The following is a 19,358-nucleotide window of genomic DNA, read 5'->3' on the forward strand; positions in this document are numbered from 1 at the left end:
GAATCGACGCAGTTAACACTACTGCGTCATAGATGGGCAGGCAGTGAAGGGGGAGCTTGCCAGCCCGCTTGGTTCTAGAAGTAGTGCGAGAGCCCCTACCGGAAAAGTCGACCGGTGCGTATTGCTTGGGAGGTGGAGCGGATTCAGCGAGTCAGGCGATGCGCACGTTCATGGACGCAGGTGGGGTTCAACGACTCGAGGAGTATTTCCGAAGAATCGGCGATGTCTTGGGAGAGGAGCGCCGCCGGGGTTCCTTTGCTATTTATGCCATGGGACTGCTGGGAGACGGGGAGCGCAAGAGCGTCGAACCCATTGCGGCTCGTGCCTGTCCTGACCCCAGCAAGACCGATGCGATGCACCAGCGACTGCTCCACTTCGCTGTCGACTCTCGCTGGAGCGACCGGGAGGTCCGCAGGGAGGCGGCCCGGTATGCGCTGGACGCCATGACGCAACGCGAGCCCGTGGAAGCCTGGATTATCGACGATACGGGCTTCCTCAAACAGGGCAAGCATTCGGTGGGAGTCCAGCGGCAATACACCGGCTCGGCGGGAAAAATCACCAATTGCCAGATTGGCGTCAGCCTCAGCATCGCCACCCGTACCGAGCACCTCCCCATCGACTTCGAGCTGTACCTGCCCGAGTCCTGGGCCAATGACTCGGTTCGCCGCCAGGAGGCCCGAATCCCCGAGGATGTCCTCTTCAAGACCAAGCCCCAGCTGGCGGTGCAAATGATTGGACGAGCCGTGGCGGACGGCGTTCCCAAAGGAGTCGTCCTGGCGGACTCCGCGTATGGCTCCTCCAGCGACTTCCGCGCGCAGGTGCGCTCCTTGGGGTTGCACTATGCGGTGGGGGTAGACCCGCAAACAACCGTCTCCCTCCTCGACAACCAGGGGCACCCTCACGACGAGGCGGTGAGCGTCAAAGACATGGCGTTGAGCATCCACGAGCGTGGGGGCTTTCGACGCTGCACCTGGCGCAGCGGCACCCGGGAGGAACTCCGGGCGCACTTCGCCCTGCGTCGCGTGGTCGCCGCGGGAGAGCCCAAGGGCCAACAAGAACCCCTCTGGCTGCTCATCGAGTGGCGCGAGAACGAGCCCGAGCCGGCCAATTACTTTCTCATTTCCGTGCCGGACCGTACGGCAACGAAACAACTCATCCGCCTCGTCATGCAGCGCTGGAGAACCGAGCGCGTCTACGAGGATTTGAAGGGAGAGCTCGGGCTCGACCATTACGAGGGCCGTCGCTTTCCGGGTTGGCACCACCACGTCTCCGTCGCCCTTTGCTGCTACGCGTTCATCATCGCTGAACGCGTGCGGCATTTTCCCCCCTCGGCCCGAGGGGCGGATGAGGCCCACGCGCAGCCGCTCCAGGCCTGAGCGCCACTTTCACGACAGCTTCATCACCGCACGGCTGGCCATCGCTCGGGTGATTGCCTCCTGGCTGCCCCGCTGCCCCACCTGCCACCGCAGGTGCCCGGATTCATCTCGCGGGCCCCTGGCCTCTTGCGTTTACCCGTCGGGCCCCTGACGCAGTAGTGTTAACCACTCTACCTGAACTCGTATTCCCATCGACTTCACTCGTAGATGTAATGAGCGCATCGGTGCACATCCACCGGGCGACCCTCGGGGCCAAGGGTTTCAGAACCCAGACATCTTGGAGAGGATTTCCTTCATCACCTCCGAGGTGCCTCCTCCGATGGTGATGAGCCGGATGTCGCGCCAGGCCCGCGCGATGTGCGTCTCCTCGATGTAGCCCATGCCTCCGAAGAACTGCTGGACGTCGTAGGCCACCTTCTGCGCCAGGTCTCCCGCGAACAGCTTCGCCATGGAGATCTCCCGCACCGGGTTCTCCTTCGCGTCGAACAGCGCCACCGCGTGGTACGTCAGCCGCCGCGCCGCTTCGAGCGCCGCCATGTGCTCCACCAGCTTGTGCCGCCACACCTGGAAGCCCAACAGCGGCTTGCCAAACGCCTGCCGCTCCTTCCCATACGCGAGCGCGTCCTCGATCATCCGATCCATGCCGCTCACCGCCGACAAGGCCCCCACCAGGCGCTCGCCCTGGAAGTTCGTCATGATGTGGTAGAAGCCCTGGTTCTCCTCCCCCAGCACGTAACGCCGGGGGATGCGGCAGTCCTCGAAGTAGAGAATCGCCGTGTCCGACGACAGGTTGCCCACCTTGTCGAGCTTCTTCGACACCGAGAAGCCCTTCACGTCCGTGGGGAACGTCACCAGGGACACGCCCTCGTGTCCCGGCCCCCCCGTGCGCACCCCCAGCGTGATGAAGTCCGCCCGCGTGCCATTGGTGATCCACATCTTCGAGCCGTTGATGACGTAGTCATCCCCGTCCCGGCGCGCCGTCGTCTGCAGGTTCGCCACGTCCGAGCCAACCCCCGGCTCGCTGATCCCCAGCGCGGCGATCTTCTCCCCCGCCAGCGCCGGCGCGAGGAACTCCCGCTTCTGCTCGTCCGTGCCAATCTCGTTGATGATCGGCGTGGCCATCTGGCCTTGCACCATCAACGCCATGTTCACGCCCGCGTTGCGGCTGCGCGTCAGCTCCTCGCAAAAGGCCGTCACGTACCAGTAGTCCAGCCCACTGCCGCCATACCTTGGATCATGGTTGATGCCGAAGAAGCCCAGCTCGCCGCACTTCTTGAAGATCTCCCTCGGGAAGATGCCCGCCCGATCCCACTCCAGGGCATGCGGCGTCATCTCCTTCTCCACGAACGTACGCACCGTCTTGCGAAAAGCCTCATGCTCCTCGGTGAAAGGGTTCAACATGGTCGCCGGGCTCCTTGGGTGTCGGGATGAGACACGGCGATAGTACACCCCCATGACTGGTGCCGCCCTCGTCCTCGCCGCGCTCCTGTCGGCTACCCCGGCCGCTCGTCCGCCCACCGGAGCGTTGCTCCGCGAACACTGCCGCATGGGAGCGGCGGACCCCCAGAACCCCTGGGCGCTCGCCCACGGCCTCCTCTCCGAGGGCCGCTCCTTCCGGGCCCGCGATGGACGCCTCGCCGTGCAGGTCATCGTCTCCGACTTCCTCCACCGCGAGGGCTCCTCCCCCGGCGCCGACCTCCGCTTCGATCCCACCACCGCCAACGGCACGCCCGTGGAGCCCCACCCCCACCTCCTGGTGAAGACGTTGCTGCTCACGGGCCTCGCCCCCTCCCACTCCTTCCGAGCCTCCTGGGGTCCCATCACCCTCGGCGCCCTCGTGGAGGACCTGAAGCGGGACTTCCGCCGGGACTCCGCCCTCTCCCCCGAGGGAGCCTGGACACTCGACGCCCTCTCCCATGCCCTCCCCCCCAACGCCTCCTTCACGACGCGGGACGGCTCCACCGTGCGCCTCGACGCGGTGATGGACGAGGCGCTCGCGCTGCTCGAGCGCGAGGAGGCCGAGCTGCTCGCGGGCATGAAGGCGGGTCTTCCCCAGGTGCCCAAGCGCCACCAGGGCCTCTACGCCCACCCCTGTGGCGGACTGCACCTCGTCCAGGCCGTCCTCTCCCACGCGCGCCACCCCACCGTGCGCGCCGCCTGGGGCTCCCGGCTCGACACCCAGGTGGACCTGCTTCTCTACCGGCTCGCCTCCGAGTCCCGCCAATACGACGCCGCCCTCACCTCCACCCTCCCCTCCCACCGGCTCCCCGTGCTTCTCCAGATGATGAAGTTCCACGGGCACTGGCTGGAGACGCTCGGCCGCTACCGCGACGAGACGGGCTGGACTCCCACGGCCACGCAGCTCGAAGCCATCCGGCAGGCAGGCGCGCTCCTGGATGGCGCGGTGCGCCGGCTCGACGCGTCAGGTGCCTGGCGGAATCGCGATGCGTTGAAGGCGGCCAGCCCCTCGCTCTTCCTGGATCTCCTCGGTGACACGTGCCACGCCGCTCGGGGATGGCATGACTGGAGGCGGACCCTCGGCGGTTGATACAACGCCCCGCCATGCCCATCCCCCTTCGCTTCCTGGCCGCGAGCCTCGCCCTGTTCGGGCTCACCCTCGCCGGCTGCAAGAAGGAGAGCTGCCTCGGCAACGAGGCGTCCTGCCAGGTCTCCAGTCCCTGCGAGGCATTGAGCTACGCGTGTGAAGCCGCATCCGGCCCGGCCCTGGAGCTGCGCGTGCTCACCTCCGAGGACACGCGCGTGGGCAGCCATGCCCCGTCCGGCGGCAGCGAGACCGTGCCCGGTGGGCTCAACGCCATCGCCTCCCGGGGAGACATCCTCCTGGGCAATGACAGGGCGGTGGCCGTCATCGCCGGCATCGGCAACGCCCACCTGCTGGATCCCAATGGCGGCTCGCTGCTCGACCTGGGCGTGCGCGGCGCGAACAACGACGGCCTCAACCAGATGCTCTCCGTGGTGGGCGTGCTCCCCGCGGACGCCGCGCACTACACGTCCATGCGGCTCATCGACGAGCGGCCCCGGCGCGTGGCGGTGCAGCTCGACGGCACGCTCGACGGCCGGCCCGAGTTCCCCATCCACACCCTCTATGAGATGCGGCCATGCGAGCCGGGCGTGCGCGTGCGCACCGAGGTGCTCAACGCCTCCGTGGATCCCCAACTCTGGGCGCTCGCGGACGGCTTCTACTGGAGTGGCCGCGAGGCGCTGCCCTTCACGTCCGCGCCCGGCACGGGCTACTCGCACCCCTCCTTCAGCCTGCTCACCATCGGCGATGTCTACAGCCGCGTGCCCTATCTGGCCGCCGCGCTCCCCTCCGAGCCCGGCGTGAGCTACGCGCAGGTGGCCTGTGGACCCAAGGACACCGTGGAGGGCTTCCAGAGCGATCAGATCTCCCTCTCCGGACTGCCGCGCACCGTGGTGCCGCCCCGGGACTACCTCGTCTTCGAGCGCTTCCTCGCCGTGGGCGACCGGGGCGACGCGGCCTCCGCCGTGAACCTCGCGCTGGAGCTGCGGCAGGCGCTGCGGGGCGAGAAGTACGTGACCCTGCGCGGAACGGTGAACCGCCGCGCGCCCCCCCGTGAGCCCGGGCACGAGCTGAGCGTGTTCATCAGCGAGGGAGAGCTGTCCGCCGACAAGAGCAAGCGCATCCCCTGGAGCCAGGTGACACCCGACAGCGCGGGCCGCTTCGAGGCCCGGGTGCCCGCCGGGCGAAAGTACGCCGTGGAGGTGCATGCCTTCGGCCGCAAGGTGGCGGACCGGCAGCTCGACGTGGTGAACGAGGACGTGGAGCTGGGCACGTTCGCCGAGCCCTCGCACACCCGGCTCACGGTGAACGTGTCGGAGACGGACACGTTCGCCCCGCTCACCGCCGAGGTCTTCCTCGTCCCGGTGGATGCCGCCACCCGGCAGGACACCCAAGGCTCCCTGCACGGCGCCTTCACCTCCTGCGCCCCGTGGCTCGGCTCTCCCGCGGGCCCCTCGCCCGCGTGCAACCGCTTCCTCGTCGTCAACGGCTTCGCCCAGGTGGAAGTCCCCCAGGGCCGCTTCCACGTCTATGCCTTCAAGGGCCCCTTCTGGACGCTCGCCCATGAGTCGGTGTCCTTCGGCGACACGGACACGGCGCTCGACTTCACGTTGAAGAAGCTGCCGCTCCAGCCCTCCGGCACCGTGAGCGCGGACCTGCACGTGCACGGCGCCGCCAGCTTCGACAGCTCCCTGCCCGACCAGGATCGCGTGTTGTCCTTCGCCGCCACGGACCTGGAGGTCATCGTCGCCAGCGACCATGACGTCGTCTACGACTACAGCCAGGTCGTCCAGGGCCTGGGTCTGCAAGAGCACATGAGCACCGTGGCGGGCCTGGAGACCACCGGCCACATCCTCTGGCTCAAGCGCCACGGCTATGACATCCCGCTCGTGGTGGGCCACTACAACTTCTGGCCGCTCGAGTACGACCCGACGAAGCCGCGCAACGGCGCCCCGGACGACGAGCGCGTCGAGCCCGGTGAGTTGTTCGACCGCGTGAAGGCCAGCGCCCCCGAGCCCCTGCGCGAGCAGCTCATCGTGCAGCTCAACCACCCGTGGGCCAACCAGGAGTTCGGGCGGGACCTGGGCTTCCCCCGCGCGCTCGCACTCGACACCCGAAAGAACCTGCCCACCACGGACGACGGCACCAACGCGGGCCTCTACGTGCGCTCGCCCAAGGGAGGCTTCGCCAACAACGGCCAGCACACCCAGGAGGTCATGAACGGCTCGGACAACAGTCTGCTCCCCTCCTACCGCGCCTTCTGGTTCTACGTGCTCGGCCAGGGCCAGCTCGTCGTGGGCACCGCCAACAGCGACTCGCACAGCCTCACCGACAACACCGTGGGCGTGCCCCGCAACATCGTCTACGCGGACACCTCGGCCGGCCCCGGCTTCGACACCGCGCGCTTCAACGCCGCCCTGAAGGCCGGTGGCTCCTTCGGCACCAACGGGCCCGTCATCGAGGCCACGCTCGACACGACCGGCGGGCCCCGGCGCTATGGCCTCACCCCCGTGGTGCCCTCGGCCGATGCCCGGCTCCGCCTCAAGGTCTCCGCCGCCCCGTGGGTGCCCGTGGACGAGGTGCGCATCATCGTCAACGGCCGCCTCGTGCGGACGCTGAGCGGTGGAGAGCTCGCCCGCCCGGTGGATGCCTTCGGTGACTCGGGGCTCGTGCGCTACGAGGGCAGCCTCCCGCTGTCCGAGCTCGTCACCGTCCCCGGGGACGCGTGGCTCGTGGTGGAGGCCGGCACCCGGCTGCAACCCACCGCGGACTTCGGCGGCGTGGGCAGCTCCGAGCCCGATGGCATCCCCGACACCGGGGACAACAACGGGGATGGCGTGGTGGACCGCGGCGACATCGCCCCGGGCTCCTCGTCCGGCCCCCTGCGTTCCGCCGTGCTCCCCACCAGCGAGGCGGATCCGCTGTTCCACTTCGCCCAGGTGATCAACGGCGGCTACCCGATGGCCTTCACCAACCCCTTCATCCTCGACCGGAATGGCAACGGACGCTTCGAGGCCCCCGGCGTGACCGCTCCGTGAACCGAGGATCTCCCGTGACCATGTTCCGACTGCTCGCCGCGCTCGCCGCCCTGCTGCTCGTGCCCGCCGCCGCCCGCGCCGACGAGGGCGGGTGCTCCCGGTGGCTCTCTCCCGCGCTCGCCGAGGGCCCCGTGGCCCTGGGCTTCCTCTCCGCCGATGTCTCCACCGGACGCCGCACCTGCCCGCGCACCGAGGTGGGCCTGGGCATCCAGGGCAACGCCATCATCGAGACCCACAACCTCTACGGCGCCGTCACCGGCTCGGGCGTGGTGTCCGGCAGTGTCGCGGTGCGCCCGGACCTGGAGGTCTTCGCCACCCTGGAGGCCCCACGCATCCAGTACGTGCAGAACGCCTCGCTCACCGGCACGGACGTGGCCCTGGGGCAGCTCACGGCGGGGGCCACCTGGGCGGTGCTGTCGCGCGGGGCCTTCGTGCTGGCGCCCAGCGTGCGCCTGCAACTGCCCACCTCCTTCGCGAGCCCCCGGACGCGGACCGCGGGCGCGGAGGTGGGCGCCGCCCTGCTCTACCGGCCCACGGAGCGCTTCGACGTGCACGGCTACGCGGGCGTGGATGGAGACCTGGGCCTGGGCGCCGCCGCGTCCCTGCCCCGGGCTGGTGTCCTGGTGAACGTGGGCGTCGAGTACATCGTCTGCCGGCCCTTCGCCGTCGTGCTGGATGCCAACGCGCGCTTCGGCCGCCGGGCGGTGCTCGACTCCGTGGCGCCGACCCTGGGGGTGCGCTTCAGCGCGGGCGAGCACTTCGGCGCGGAGCTGGGCGCGAGCCTGCCCGTGCTCGGCGCCGAGCGGGCCCTGGCCGCCGGTGGACTCAAGTTCACCTGGCGGTTGTGAGCCCGGGGCCGCGCCGCTCTACAGGTACGTCGCGGCCTGACGCAGGGCGAGCGCCGCCTGGCTGCCGTGCTCCACCTTCTCGTGCGAGACGACGAGCCGCACGAGCCCGGGCAGCGCCGCGTAGCGCTCGAAGTCCTCCCGGAGCGCCTTGCGATCCTTGACGAACACCAGCTTCGACAGCCGGGACACCCGCGGTCCGGGCGCCGAGCCCAACACCGTGGTGAAGAGCCAGCCGAGCAAGTCCTTCTTGCGATCCATGTTGAAGAGCGCGTCGTTGAGCACCAGCGTCGTGCCATCCCTCGAGCGCACGAGCATCGCTCCCTCCATGTCGTTCACGCCGTGCAGCATCTCCAGGCGAACCGCGTCATCGGCCGCGAAGTCCTCATAGGTGCCGTCCACGGGCACGGCCTCCTCGACCCTGGCGCGGCTGCCCTTGGGCGCGAAGACCCGCAGCGACGGGTAGCGCTTCTTGTAGGCGGGCGCGTCGAGCCGATGCATCCCGTTGGGAACGATGAGCACCGCGGGCGGCCCCAGGGCCTCGAGCTCCCGCTGCTCCTTGTCGCCCAGGGCGATGCCGTTGTGAATGACGAGCGAGCCGTCCCCCCGGCGCGCGACGGTCATGACGCGCTTGAGCGACATGTTCGGCAGGGACCCTTCCACGCGCCACAGGTTCTCGGCGAGCTGCTCGAGGGGACCGTGAGCGCGCACCCGCCATTCATCGGAAATCTTGGAAGCCATGCCAGCGACCCTAGGAAAAGCTGGTGACGGTTGTCACCACCCTGGTGAGCGCTGTCACCTCTTCCGCCCTCCCGAGCCCCCCTCCACCGCGCGCGAGCACGGGCAACCGCGTGCGCCCCACGTCCCACCGGGGCTGGCACGCCGGACGCAAGGAGCGCGCTCGACGACTCACCATCAGAGGTCACGGGAATGCGGAAGAAAAAGCTGGGGGATCTGCTTCGGGAGAACGGGCTCGTGGACGAGCTGCAGCTCCGGGCGGCCCTGGGCTACCACCACAAGTGGGGCGTTCCGCTGGGCCAGGTGGTGGTGGACATGGGCTTCTGCTCCGCGCGCCAGGTGCTGGAGCTGCTCGCCTCCCAGGTGCAACTGCCCACGGTGGACCTGGACGCAGAGCTGTTGGATCCCCAGCTCGTGGACGTGCTGCCCGTGAGCGTGGCGGAGAGCTGCCGCGTCATCCCCCTGCGCCAGGAAGGTCCGCGCGACTCGGTGCTCGTGGTGGCCACCGCGGCGCCCGCGGATCCGCTCGCCCTGGACGAGGTGGCGCGGCGCACGGGCAAGGCGCGCGTGGTGACGCTGCTGGCCACCGACGCCGCCATCTCCCAGGCCATCGAGCGGCTCTACTACCCCCACCTGCTCGACGCGCGGCGCCCGGTGGAGCCCATTCCCCTGCCCGAGGCCGACGAGCAGCTCCCCCTGGTGACGGAGCGCTCCGAGTGCTTCTTGATGGGACAGATGCTCCAGCGCCAGGCCCAGGTGTCCGTCGAGGCTCCGGACGGGCTACCGGTGATGCTGCCGCTGACGCACGAGACCCCCGAGTCCCAGCGCCTCACCGAGCCCGAGCTGCGCCGGGTGGATGTGCTCCCCATGGCCCCGAAGGAGCTCCCGCCGGAGGTGTGGGTGTACGGCTGGGGCGTGAAGGCGACGCGGGGGCTGATGGCGCTGCTGGAGGAAGGCGGCCTGCGCGCCCGGGTGGGACGGACCGAGGACGTGCGCAAGGCGAGCGCGCGCGAGGTGGTGCTCGCGCCGCTGCAATCCGTGGAGAGCGTGAAGCGGCGGGGCATGCGCGCCCAGCTCGTGCTCGTGGGCCGCTCGCGCGACGAGGCGCGGGCCCGGTCCCTGGGCGCCCGGGACTTCCTGTCGGGCCCCTTGCGCTCGGAGCAGCTCCTGGACTCCGTGCGCGAGGGACTGCGCGCCGGCCGCGAGGCGTTGCGCCGGGCGGGCTGAGGCCAGGCCTACAGGCGAGGCTTCACGGGCGAGGGATCCCAGGGCTCCAGCGGCCCGGGATCCAGGGGGCCGGGATCCACCACCAGCGGGCACGACCACTTCGAGCTCCTGCAGATGCAGGTCCCCGTATTGGAGCCGCCGATGCAGCAGTTGCGCGTGGTGCCGGAGATACACGACTGCCCGTTGACGTTCGAGCACGAGTTGCCCAAGCGCGAGCAGATCGGCACGGGAACCAGCCCACAGTACGTGGTGTTGCCATCACACGTCACGCTGACACCATCCGAGGCGGAGCAGCTCGTCCCCTGACAGGAGATGGTGTTTCCGTTCGAGCAGGTCGTCGAACAGGTGGAAAGGGCACTCTGGCTCTGCGCCAGGAGTTCCTCACCGGTCTCCACTTCCGTTCCTCCACAGCCAGACACGATGGAAAGGACAAGCGTCGCGAGAATGAGCAGCGAGTGCTTCATGTTCGACTCCGGGGGGCGGGTGTGATTGTCACCGTACAAACCTCGCCCGGGCACGTCAATTCCTCTCATCCATTCCCGCCAATTCCATCCTCCCCTCCCTCCAATCTGTTGCTCTCGAGGCAACAAGACACGGGCAAGGACTGTCACAATTCCTCATCACCCACCCCGGCTGTTGCCCGCGAGGCCACAAGGCGCGGTATAGGGGGCCCGCAGCCCTTCCCCAGGAGAAGCCATGCACCACAGCCGGCTCAGTACCTTCGTCATCGACTGCAAGACCGACGACCTCGACGCGGCCACCACGTTCTGGAGCCAGGCCCTCGGCAGAGCCGTCAAGCCGCCGGAGCCCGAGAGCCCCACCTACCGCGAGCTGTCGACGGAGCCCCAGGAACCCATCCTCCTGGTCCAGCAGGTGGACCATCCCGGCCGCATCCATCTGGACATCGAGACGGACGACCTGGACGCGGAAGTCCTCCGGCTCGAGGCGCTCGGGGCGAAGCGGGTGGCGTTCGTCAAGCGCTGGTGGGTCATGGAGGCCCCCTCGGGCCAGCGCTTCTGCATCGTCCGGCCCCAGCGCGGCCCCCTGGACTCCAGCAACGCCAATACGTGGCCCTGAGCCGCGGGGCCTACAACAGCCCGTCCAGGACGGCTTGCCAGAGCAGCTCGGCGAGCGCCTCGTGGGCGCGATCCGCGTCCACCAGGGGCAGCGACAGCGTGGCCATCCTCAGGAGTCTGTCATCGGACACCACCTGGGGCGCCCGCTCGCGCACCGTCTCCACCAGGGCCTGGAGACTGGCGAGGTGAGACAGCCCCCGCCGCTCGCCCAGGCCCGTGTAGTCCGTCTCCGGCGTGAACGACAACCACAGCCCCTCGCCATACCCCCACAGGAAGTGGGCCGTGGCCTCCTCGCGCACGTCCACGGTCCGCGTCTGCTTGACGCCCCGGTGATCGTAGAAGGATTCCACCTGCGTCTCCTCCGAGACGGTGCTCCGCCGGCCGAGCACCAGCAGGCGCCACTCCCGCCACTGCACCTCCATGCGCTCGCCCCGCGCCCCCTCCAACCGCAGCCCCGTCTGCCCCAGCACGAAGCGGCGCACGGGCAGTGGACTCGCGGCGCGGGAGGGCATCTCTCCGTCCACGGCCTTGAAGCCCTCGGCGCGCAGTGCGTCCCGGAGACTCCGGGCCTCCCGAGGGGGCAGCCGGGCCAGGACGATGGGGGGCGGCGCCGCCAGACGCAGGCGCAGATCGGCCAGCCCCAACCGGCTCGCCGTCTCCAGCCGCCGCAGGGCCGCCTCGTCCTGGAGCGCGGGCACCTCGAGGAGCGCCACGAGCCCGGTGCTGCCCGTGAGTCTTCCCGACGGGGGAGCCGCCGTGCTCGCGGAAGCCCGGGGGGGCGCCTCCCGCGAGGGAGCCTCGGAGACCCGGGCCCGCAGCGTGGCCAGCTCGCGATGCGCCTCCTCCAACTGGCGCACGAGCGAATCCCGCTCCCGGGCATGGTGCGCCCGCAGCCGGGCCAGTGCCTCCTTCGACTGGCGCAGCTCCCCCTGGACCCGTTCCAGCTCGTCACGCAGCGTGCGGTTCTCATCCATGCACGGCGGACGTAGCAGGAAGGTGGCCCACCGGAAAACCCCCGGCGGCTACTCCTCCCCGGTGGCCTCGTGCAGCGTCCGTGTGAGCTTCTTCAGCGTGTCACGCAGGCGCACGAGCTCCCCGAGCGACAGCCGCGTCTTGCAGGCGAGCTGGGGAAACAGCTCCAGCGCCCGCTGCTCGAGCCGCTTTCCCTCGGGGGTGAGGAAGACCTCGACGACGCGCTCGTCCACACGGCTGCGCCGGCGCTCGACCAGCCCCCGGGACTCCAGGCGCTTGAGCAGCGGCGTGAGGGTCGCGGAGTCGAGGTAGAGCCGCTCGCCGAGCCGCGACACCCGCGCGCCATCCTCCTCCCAGAGCGCCATGAGGACGAGGTACTGCGGATAGGTGACGCCGAGTTCCTCGAGCAGGGGCTGGTACGCGCCCGTCATCGCGCGGGAGGCCGCGTGGAGCGCGAAGCAGAGCTGATCATCGAGTCGAAGAACGTCGGTCATCACCTTTCCAATCTAGCCTTCGCTCAGGCCAGGCGCAGGTCAACGGCGATGTTGCCACGCGTCGCGTTGGAGTACGGGCACACCTGGTGCGCGGCGTGCAGCAGCGCCTCGGCCTGGTCGCGCGGCAGCTCGGGAATGGAGGCGGTGAGCTCCACGGCCAGCCCGAAGCCCTGCCCCACCGAGCCGATCGTCACGTTGGCGGTGATGCTCACCGGGCCCGTGGTGATCTTCTTCGCGCGGGCCACGTGGCCGAGCGCGCTGCCGAAGCACGCCGCGTAGCCCGCGGCGAAGAGCTGCTCGGGGTTGGTGCCGTTGCCATTGCCACCCAGGGCGCGCGGCGGGGCCAGCGCGACGTCGAGCAGGCCATCGTCCGTCTTGGCGCGGCCCTCGCGGCCAGAGGTGGCGGTGGCAACGGCGGTGTACAGGCGCTTCTCGAGGGCAACAGGGGTCTGGCTCATGGATGTTCTCCGGTTGGAACTGCGGTGTGAGGTGAATCTATCCCAATCTGAATCGAACGCAACTGAATCGTGCACGATTCATATCCGCTCCCCCCGACCGATGTTTTGCAGCCCAAATACAAGACAAATCCGGATACCCATGATTCCTCCCAAAACCTTATTTACTTGGATGAATCCAATTGATAGAAGGCATGCCGCCTCGTTGTCCCCGGAGCGACCCCATGTCTCGTACGCTGTTGGCCTCGTTGGCGACCCTGACGCTCGTCGGTTGTGGCAGCACCTCCAACACCGTGACCTCTTCCGTCGAACTCGACGTGGTCGAGGGCGCGGGCGCGGTAGCCCAGGCCCAGGCGGCCCTGAAGAGCCGCCAGCAGGCGGGCGAGGAGTTCGTGGCGCGCGGCGCCATCCTGGATGACAACGGGGACAGCCACGTCCGGTTCGACCGGCGCTTCCAGGGGCTGCGCGTGCTCGGCGGCGACTTCGTGGCGCACCAGAGCGAGAACGGCGCCCTGCGCGAGCTGACCCACGCCGGCCCGGAGAGCCTCCAGGGCCTGAGCGTGAAGCCCTCGCTGAGCGCCGCGCGCGCCACGCAGCTCGCCGAGCGCGCCTTCGTCGGCAAGCGCGACACGGGTGCCGCCTCCGCGGAGCTCGTCGTCTTCGCCCGGGGTGAGAAGCCGGTGGCGGCCTACGAGGTGGTGCTCGAGGGCGTCAAGGACGACGGGACGCCCAGCATCCTGCACGTGGTGGTCAACGCGCAGACGGGCGAGGTGCTCGAGACCGCGGACGAGATCGAGACCGCCGCCACCACCAGCACGGGCAACTCGCTCTACCTGGGCTCGGTGTCCATCGCCACCAACAGCACCTCGACCGGCTACGAGATGAGGGATCCCTCGCGCGGCAATGGCTTCTACACCCTCAACCTGGCCAACGGCACGAGCGGCGGAAGCGTCTTCACCAGCACCACCAGCAGCTTCGGCAACGGCACCACCTCGAACGCGGCGTCGGCGGGCGTGGACGCCCACTACGGCATCCAGAAGACGTACGACTACTTCAAGAACGTCCACGGCCGTAACGGCATCGATGGCGCGGGCGGCACGGGCTACAACCGCGTGCACTACAGCAGCAAGTACAACAACGCCTTCTGGTCCGACAGCTGCTTCTGCATGACGTACGGCGATGGCGACGGCACGACCTTCACCCCGCTGACGGCGATCGACGTGGCGGGCCACGAGATGACCCACGGCGTGACGAGCCGCACCGCGCGCCTCGTCTACTCGGGTGAGTCCGGCGGCCTCAACGAGGCCACCAGCGACATCTTCGGCACCATGGTGGAGTACTACGCCGCCAACGCCAGCGACCCGGGCGACTACCTCATCGGCGAGAAGATCTACACGCCGAGCAAGGCCGGCGACGCGCTGCGCTACATGGCCAACCCCTCCAAGGACGGCAAGTCGGTCAACTGCTGGTCCAGCTCCGTGGGCTCGCTGGACGTGCACTACTCCAGCGGCGTGGCCAACCACTTCTTCTACCTGCTGGCCGAGGGCTCCACGGGCAGCACCACCTGCAACGGCTCCACGATCACCGGCATCGGCCGCTCCGCCGCGGAGAAGATCTGGTACCGCGCGCTCACCGTGTACATGACCTCGAGCACCAAGTACGCCGGCGCCCGCACCGCCACCCTCAGCGCCGCCGCGGATCTCTTCGGCTCGACCAGCACCCAGTACAAGGCCGTGGCCGCCGCCTGGTCCGCCGTCAGCGTGAACTGAGTCCAGCCCAGTCTTGTTGATGCGGGCCGGTTTCCCTGGCGGGGGGAACCGGCCCGTCGCTTTTGTTCCACTTCTTCTGTTCCGCCGCTATCCGCCCGCGAAGGGCTGCTCGATGTACCGGGCCACGAGGGCCCGCGTCCGGGGCGGAGGCAGGTGCTTGAAGGGGCGTCCCTCCTGACGAGCCAGGTGCGCCTCCAGGTAGTCCTCGACATCGGCGGTGCCGCCGTGCAGCCAGGCGGTGAGCAGGGCCCCGAGCGCCTCGGGCGTTCCCCACCGGAACAGAGCCCAGGCGGCTTCGTCCGCGCCGGGCCACAGCCTCTTCTCCCACGTCTCGTCCCGCAGCCCCCGCTCCAACAGCTCCACGTGCCCCGGGGCGTCCAGCACTCCGAGCCAGCGCAACGCCTCGGCGCGCAACCACGGCTCGTCGGACTCCCGCGCGGTGCGCCTCAACAGCTCGCCCCCTTCCGCTCGCCCCCACCGCAGGAGCCCCGCCGCCGCGCGCACGCGCACCAGCGGATGCGCGGAATAGAGCAGCGCCTCGAGCCGCTCGAGCCAGGCCGGGCCGGACTCGTCCAGGGCGAGCAACCCCTCGAGGGCGAAGCACGCCGCCGCGTCATCCGTCCCCGACAGCGCCGCGAGGAAGAGCGGACGGTCCCCCGGCTCGGCCGAGCCCGCGGCCTCCCGCAGCACCGTGCGCACCAGGGGCAGGTTCTCGGGCCACTTCCCCGCGGCCAGGGCCCAGCGCAGCGCCGTGGCCCGCTCCCGTTGGAAGAGCTGCCGCAGCAGCTCCCTCCGGAGCTCGAGCGCCACGCCGAAGTCACACAGGACGCGCAGCCGCAACGCACGGGCCTCGGGCCACTCCGCCAGCACCTCGAGGGCGCGCGGGTAGTCCTCCGGAGAGGGCATCAGCCCATAGGCGACGTTCAGCGAGAGGCTCTGGGCATGCAGCACCTCCTCCAGACGCCGCAGCAGTCCCTCCCGCCCGAGACAGACCAGGAGCGTGGGCAGGGGCAGGCGCAGGGCCTTCGCCGCCTGGTGCAGGGCCTCGGGATCGGCGCTCAACAACTGGTGCAGGGCTTCCCGGGGCATGGGTCCCTCGGAAGGCAGGTTCCGCGACTCCCGGGCGAGCAGTGCCCACGACTCCGGCCGCGTCCAGGTGGCCGCCGCGACCTGGAGGTTGCGCTCCGGGCCTCCCGGCTCCCGCTCCAGGGCCCGCCGATCATCCTCGCACCAGCGCCTGTACAGCCACGTCAGGACGGGCGCGGGCAGCGGCTCGCCTTCGCGCCTCGACTGGATGAGCAGGTCCGCGCGCTCCCAGGCGGACCACCGGAGCAGGGTCGCCTCCACCCAGGAGATGTCCTCCTCCGCCCGCACCAGGCGCAGGCACCGGTACGCCTCCAGGCACGGGGCGTCTTCCTGGGACGGCGAGAGCGCGCTGGCGCCCACGAGCCCGGAGAGTTCGGCGCCCGAGAGCCGCAGGCCCAGGTGCAAGCCCAGTCCGAGCGCCCAGGAGCGCACGGTGAAGTGTTCCCGGGGATTGAGCAGGAGCGCCCGCACGAGGGGCAGCTCGTCCTCGCCGCCGAACAGGCGCAACAACCGGAGCACGCGGACTCGCGCGTCGAAGTCCCCTGCAGGCAGTGACTCCAGGAAGGTCAACAGTTGCGCGCGAATGCCCGAGCGCGAGGACCAGACGAATCGGGGAGAGATGGACACGTTGATCGCCGAGGGAAAGCGGCTGGCGAGACCAGCGGCGCGAATGCGCGAGGAGCACTCGGGAATCTAGGACTCTGCGCTCACTTCGGAAGTAATCTAGGGCCCTGGGTATAGAGTGGGCAAGCCGCGCCCTGCGGCGGGAGGGTCAATCGATGTCGAGCAACAACCGCGTCGCAGAGGGGCTAAGCACGACGGCGCTTGAGACAAAGACGTACAGCGTCGCGAAGCTACTCGATCTCATCCGGACCGGGAAGGTGCGCGTCCCATACTTCCAGCGTCGATTCCGTTGGCAGGACGAAGACCGACGCCTGCTCTTCGACAGCCTCCAGAAGGGCTTCCCAGCCGGTACTCTGCTACTCGCCCAGGGCGCTGCGCCCGCCGAGCGCGTCGTATTGGGCGGGTTTACGGCGGACGTGGGAGAGGTAAAGGAGGCATTATGGGTTGTAGACGGGCAGCAGCGCCTATCGACTCTAGCAATGGCACTTCTCGACGAGCACTCGGGAGCATACCGGCCAATCTACTTCGATCTCCAGGCAAACTCGTTCGTCCTCGGGGCCCGAAAACGCGCACCGCCACCCCACTGGGTTCCAACCCACGTGCTCGCGAGTTCCGCTCTCTTGAACAAGTGGCTCCGCGAACGCGCCTTGCCCGACGAGTTCAGCGATCGAGCCGATCAGATTGCGAGTCGACTGCGCGAGTATCTCCTGCCTGCGTACCTCGTGCCATTCGACGCTGAGTACGAAGGCGTCGTGAAAGTCATGTTCGCCCGGATGAACAGGAATCGCCGCGCGCTCAGCACTGACGAAGTGTTCGAAGCGCTTCACGCGACGCGCGAGGGGGGCAAGCCTATCGATAGGGTTCGCGCCGAACTCACACAGGTGGGATTCGGCGAACTCGAGGGGAAGCAGATTGAACGCGCGGCACTCGCAGTCGCCGGCAAGTTGCCCAGCGCGAAGCTAGTGGATGCGCTCTCGGCGAACGAGGTGCCAACGCTCTTTGCGCGCGTGTCACAGGCGCTCGTGCGGACGGTAGAATTCTTGGCAGAGGACTGTGGCGTTCCTCACATCGACTGGCTTCCGTACGGTGGTGTCATCGCGACTCTCGCGAAACTTTTCGACGCTCACCCGAAGTTGCACGACCGTAACCGCGTCTTGCTAGCCCGCTGGTTTTGGCGGGGCAATTTGAGCGGCGATCACAAGACGGATAACAAGACTGACCAGCCGAAGTGGCAGGCCATTGGATCCGACCAGCACGAGACGGTTCAGCGCCTCTTGAAAATTGGAAACCGAATCGACATCGCCGCAGAGATCAAGGCGCCGCTACAGCCCTTCAACCGGAGGACGGCGAGAACGCGGATCGAACTCGTCGCTCTCGCCGCAATGGAACCACGGTGGCTTACCGGAGAAGACCGGGGGCAACCCCTCGCGCTTGGTGCGCTAATTGAGAAGGAGGACCTCGTCCCGAGCGCGGTCATAGACGAGAGCAGAACCATTGCCGACTACCTGCTGCACCCAAAGTTCGACCTCTCCGAACTCAGCACGCGACCAGACAAGCTGACCCTTGAGAGTCATGGCCTGGACAACGCGACGCTGGATGCGCTTCTGGCTGGCGACGCCGCGACCTTCAGCGCCCAGCGCACCAATGTCCTTGCACATTATGTGCAGGCTACGCTTCGAGAGTGGACGGGAGTAGACGACACAGATCACGACCGTCCTCCGCTGGACGCGTATTTCGATGCGGAGTCCGCCTGATGCTCGACGTATTCCTGAATACAATTCGGATCGGTGCGATAATTCGTGAGGAGCACACGGGGATCATCTCGTTCGTCGTCGACGAGACCTACGCCTCCATGCGTCCGCGACCAGTGCTCGGGCAGCAATTCGAGGAACGTCGAGAGCACCGGATCTTCCGTCAATCAAGCGTCCCGGGTGAGCTGCCGACGTTCTTTGCCAACCTTCTTCCAGAAGGCGCTCTTCAGGCCATGGTTCAGGCGCAATTCTCGCCGGAGAACGCGGCCGCCACCCTGGCGGTCGTCGGCGAGGATCTCCCCGGCGCAGTCATCGTCCGCCCGATGACGGACAAGGTGATCGTGCCGCCCCGAGCGCGCGCGTTCGACGAGCCTGGAACGATCGTCCCCTCGGTTGACGACGGGTTACGCTTCTCTCTAGGCGGCGTCCAGTTGAAGTTTTCTGCCATTGAGAGCGCCGAGCAACGCTTCACCCTGCCCTTCCGGGGTATGGGAGGGCGGTGGATTCTCAAATTCGGATCGGAGACATACCCGAAGCTCCCGGAGAACGAGTCCGTCACGATGGACTGGGCGGCTGCCTCAGGACTGAAGGTGCCCCGACATCGGCTCATCGCGGCGCGGGACATTGAGGGGTTGGACAACCGCTTCTGGGCACTCGGCGAGTACGTCTTCGCAATCGAACGCTATGACCGAGGCCACGATGGCAGCCGCGTACACCAAGAGGATTTCGCCCAAGTGCGCGGAATTCCTCCGGAGCGCAAGTACACGGGATGGAGCCTTGATGGGCTCGCGCGCTTCATCGGAGACCTCTGCGGCCCCGAGGATCTCGCTGAGTACCTGCGGCGGGTCCTTTTCCTCCTGATTTGTTGTAATACGGACGCACACCTGAAAAATTGGTCGCTTATCTACCCGGACGGAAGAACGGCCCGACTGTCACCCGCCTACGACTTCGTGTGCGTCCGTCAGTACCTGCCCCAAGATCTCGCGCTGCCGCTGGCAAAGGAAAAGGTCCTAGATCGGATCAGTTGGGATCACATCGTGCGAGTCGAGAAGTTCCTACGCACGCACGGTCACGAAACGGACTTCGAACGGACTGGGCGCGACTTTGTACGGCGCTGCTTAGATGAATGGACCACGATCCGTCACCGCGCTCAGCCTGAGCATCGGAAGGTTGTCGACGAGCACATCGCGCACTCTCCGCTCGTTCGAGGGCTTTGATTCCCGTGAGAAGAGAGAGCCTGCCCAACGCCACGCCTTGATCATAGCAGCGGAGGTCATCAACACCCCGCGCCACCAAACGGTATTCCTCGCGCACGAGAGCGCCGAGTTCCGCGACTTCGAAGAGATGACCTCCCTTCGACACCGT

General features: G+C 68.3%; 16 protein-coding genes. 9 read left to right on the forward strand and 7 right to left on the reverse strand.

Annotation, left to right across the window (positions count from 1 at the left end; genetic code table 11):
- Window positions 1-158: 158 nt before the first annotated feature.
- Window positions 159-1,376, forward strand: a complete 1,218-nt coding sequence (locus F0U63_RS32275) for an IS701 family transposase (RefSeq protein ID WP_395835827.1) — start codon at window positions 159-161, stop codon at window positions 1,374-1,376.
- Window positions 1,377-1,637: 261 nt separating this feature from the next.
- Here F0U63_RS32275 and F0U63_RS32280 read toward each other — a convergent pair whose 3' ends face one another.
- Window positions 1,638-2,777 carry an acyl-CoA dehydrogenase family protein gene (locus tag F0U63_RS32280; RefSeq protein ID WP_395835829.1) on the reverse strand — a complete coding sequence of 380 codons (1,140 nt, stop codon included), beginning with the start codon at window positions 2,775-2,777 and terminating at the stop codon, window positions 1,638-1,640.
- 52 nt (window positions 2,778-2,829) lie between these two features.
- On the opposite strand from F0U63_RS32280, the gene F0U63_RS32285 reads away from it, so the two are divergent.
- From F0U63_RS32285 to F0U63_RS32295, 3 genes are read left to right on the forward strand one after another with little or no spacing between them, the layout of a single operon-like run.
- Window positions 2,830-3,924 (forward strand): hypothetical protein, encoded by a 1,095-nt coding sequence (locus F0U63_RS32285; protein ID WP_395835831.1) that lies wholly within the window; start codon window positions 2,830-2,832, stop codon window positions 3,922-3,924.
- 14 nt (window positions 3,925-3,938) lie between these two features.
- On the forward strand, window positions 3,939-6,956 hold the full coding sequence (locus F0U63_RS32290; RefSeq protein WP_395835833.1) for a CehA/McbA family metallohydrolase: 3,018 nt from the start codon (window positions 3,939-3,941) through the stop codon (window positions 6,954-6,956).
- Window positions 6,957-6,970: 14 nt separating this feature from the next.
- On the forward strand, window positions 6,971-7,804 hold the full coding sequence (locus F0U63_RS32295; protein ID WP_395835835.1) for a hypothetical protein: 834 nt from the start codon (window positions 6,971-6,973) through the stop codon (window positions 7,802-7,804).
- An 18-nt stretch (window positions 7,805-7,822) separates the two neighbouring features.
- Here F0U63_RS32295 and F0U63_RS32300 read toward each other — a convergent pair whose 3' ends face one another.
- Window positions 7,823-8,542, reverse strand: a complete 720-nt coding sequence (locus F0U63_RS32300; RefSeq protein WP_395835837.1) for a hypothetical protein — start codon at window positions 8,540-8,542, stop codon at window positions 7,823-7,825.
- Window positions 8,543-8,731: 189 nt separating this feature from the next.
- Between F0U63_RS32300 and F0U63_RS32305 the strand changes: the two genes are divergently transcribed.
- Window positions 8,732-9,766, forward strand: a complete 1,035-nt coding sequence (locus F0U63_RS32305) for an ATPase (protein WP_395835839.1) — start codon at window positions 8,732-8,734, stop codon at window positions 9,764-9,766.
- 8 nt (window positions 9,767-9,774) lie between these two features.
- On the opposite strand, the gene F0U63_RS32310 is transcribed toward F0U63_RS32305, so the two are convergent.
- Entirely contained in the window at window positions 9,775-10,230 is a 456-nt protein-coding gene (locus F0U63_RS32310) for a hypothetical protein (RefSeq protein ID WP_395835841.1), read from the reverse strand.
- Window positions 10,231-10,462: 232 nt separating this feature from the next.
- Here F0U63_RS32310 and F0U63_RS32315 point away from each other — a divergent pair, with 232 nt between their 5' ends.
- Entirely contained in the window at window positions 10,463-10,843 is a 381-nt protein-coding gene (locus tag F0U63_RS32315) for a VOC family protein (protein WP_395835843.1), read from the forward strand.
- Window positions 10,844-10,853: 10 nt separating this feature from the next.
- Here the strand turns inward: F0U63_RS32315 and F0U63_RS32320 are convergent, their stop codons facing one another.
- Genes F0U63_RS32320 through F0U63_RS32330 form a run of 3 tightly spaced genes read right to left on the reverse strand, consistent with a single transcriptional unit; the run spans window position 10,854 to window position 12,766 of the window.
- Window positions 10,854-11,816 (reverse strand): hypothetical protein, encoded by a 963-nt coding sequence (locus F0U63_RS32320; RefSeq protein WP_395835845.1) that lies wholly within the window; start codon window positions 11,814-11,816, stop codon window positions 10,854-10,856.
- Window positions 11,817-11,864: 48 nt separating this feature from the next.
- A complete protein-coding gene (locus F0U63_RS32325; RefSeq protein ID WP_395835847.1) occupies window positions 11,865-12,308 on the reverse strand; it encodes a MarR family winged helix-turn-helix transcriptional regulator in 444 nt (147 codons plus the stop codon).
- A gap of 23 nt (window positions 12,309-12,331) precedes the next feature.
- Window positions 12,332-12,766 carry an organic hydroperoxide resistance protein gene (locus F0U63_RS32330; protein ID WP_395835849.1) on the reverse strand — a complete coding sequence of 145 codons (435 nt, stop codon included), beginning with the start codon at window positions 12,764-12,766 and terminating at the stop codon, window positions 12,332-12,334.
- Between the two features lie 221 nt (window positions 12,767-12,987).
- Between F0U63_RS32330 and F0U63_RS32335 the strand changes: the two genes are divergently transcribed.
- Window positions 12,988-14,532 carry a M4 family metallopeptidase gene (locus F0U63_RS32335; protein WP_395835851.1) on the forward strand — a complete coding sequence of 515 codons (1,545 nt, stop codon included), beginning with the start codon at window positions 12,988-12,990 and terminating at the stop codon, window positions 14,530-14,532.
- 87 nt (window positions 14,533-14,619) lie between these two features.
- Here the strand turns inward: F0U63_RS32335 and F0U63_RS32340 are convergent, their stop codons facing one another.
- On the reverse strand, window positions 14,620-16,245 hold the full coding sequence (locus tag F0U63_RS32340; protein ID WP_395835853.1) for a HEAT repeat domain-containing protein: 1,626 nt from the start codon (window positions 16,243-16,245) through the stop codon (window positions 14,620-14,622).
- Window positions 16,246-16,397: 152 nt separating this feature from the next.
- Here F0U63_RS32340 and F0U63_RS32345 point away from each other — a divergent pair, with 152 nt between their 5' ends.
- Both F0U63_RS32345 and F0U63_RS32350 read left to right on the forward strand, forming a co-directional pair.
- On the forward strand, window positions 16,398-17,996 hold the full coding sequence (locus tag F0U63_RS32345; protein WP_395835855.1) for a DUF262 domain-containing protein: 1,599 nt from the start codon (window positions 16,398-16,400) through the stop codon (window positions 17,994-17,996).
- Window positions 17,996-19,210: a type II toxin-antitoxin system HipA family toxin gene (locus F0U63_RS32350; protein WP_395835857.1), complete on the forward strand. Its 1,215-nt coding sequence runs from the start codon at window positions 17,996-17,998 to the stop codon at window positions 19,208-19,210. Before F0U63_RS32345 ends, F0U63_RS32350 begins: the two co-directional genes overlap by 1 nt.
- The last annotated feature ends 148 nt before the right edge of the window (window positions 19,211-19,358 follow it).

The organism is Cystobacter fuscus, assembly GCF_044360685.1.
Taxonomy (GTDB): Bacteria; Myxococcota; Myxococcia; order Myxococcales; family Myxococcaceae; genus Cystobacter; species Cystobacter fuscus_C.

Coding starts and splice junctions, on each gene's coding strand:
- F0U63_RS32275 (WP_395835827.1), top strand. CDS start 159: ATGCGCACGTTCATGGACGCAGGTGGGGTTCAACGACTCGAGGAGTAT.
- F0U63_RS32280 (WP_395835829.1), bottom strand. CDS start 2,777: ATGTTGAACCCTTTCACCGAGGAGCATGAGGCTTTTCGCAAGACGGTG.
- F0U63_RS32285 (WP_395835831.1), top strand. CDS start 2,830: ATGACTGGTGCCGCCCTCGTCCTCGCCGCGCTCCTGTCGGCTACCCCG.
- F0U63_RS32290 (WP_395835833.1), top strand. CDS start 3,939: ATGCCCATCCCCCTTCGCTTCCTGGCCGCGAGCCTCGCCCTGTTCGGG.
- F0U63_RS32300 (WP_395835837.1), bottom strand. CDS start 8,542: ATGGCTTCCAAGATTTCCGATGAATGGCGGGTGCGCGCTCACGGTCCC.
- F0U63_RS32305 (WP_395835839.1), top strand. CDS start 8,732: ATGCGGAAGAAAAAGCTGGGGGATCTGCTTCGGGAGAACGGGCTCGTG.
- F0U63_RS32310 (WP_395835841.1), bottom strand. CDS start 10,230: ATGAAGCACTCGCTGCTCATTCTCGCGACGCTTGTCCTTTCCATCGTG.
- F0U63_RS32315 (WP_395835843.1), top strand. CDS start 10,463: ATGCACCACAGCCGGCTCAGTACCTTCGTCATCGACTGCAAGACCGAC.
- F0U63_RS32320 (WP_395835845.1), bottom strand. CDS start 11,816: ATGGATGAGAACCGCACGCTGCGTGACGAGCTGGAACGGGTCCAGGGG.
- F0U63_RS32325 (WP_395835847.1), bottom strand. CDS start 12,308: ATGACCGACGTTCTTCGACTCGATGATCAGCTCTGCTTCGCGCTCCAC.
- F0U63_RS32330 (WP_395835849.1), bottom strand. CDS start 12,766: ATGAGCCAGACCCCTGTTGCCCTCGAGAAGCGCCTGTACACCGCCGTT.
- F0U63_RS32335 (WP_395835851.1), top strand. CDS start 12,988: ATGTCTCGTACGCTGTTGGCCTCGTTGGCGACCCTGACGCTCGTCGGT.
- F0U63_RS32345 (WP_395835855.1), top strand. CDS start 16,398: ATGTCGAGCAACAACCGCGTCGCAGAGGGGCTAAGCACGACGGCGCTT.
- F0U63_RS32350 (WP_395835857.1), top strand. CDS start 17,996: ATGCTCGACGTATTCCTGAATACAATTCGGATCGGTGCGATAATTCGT.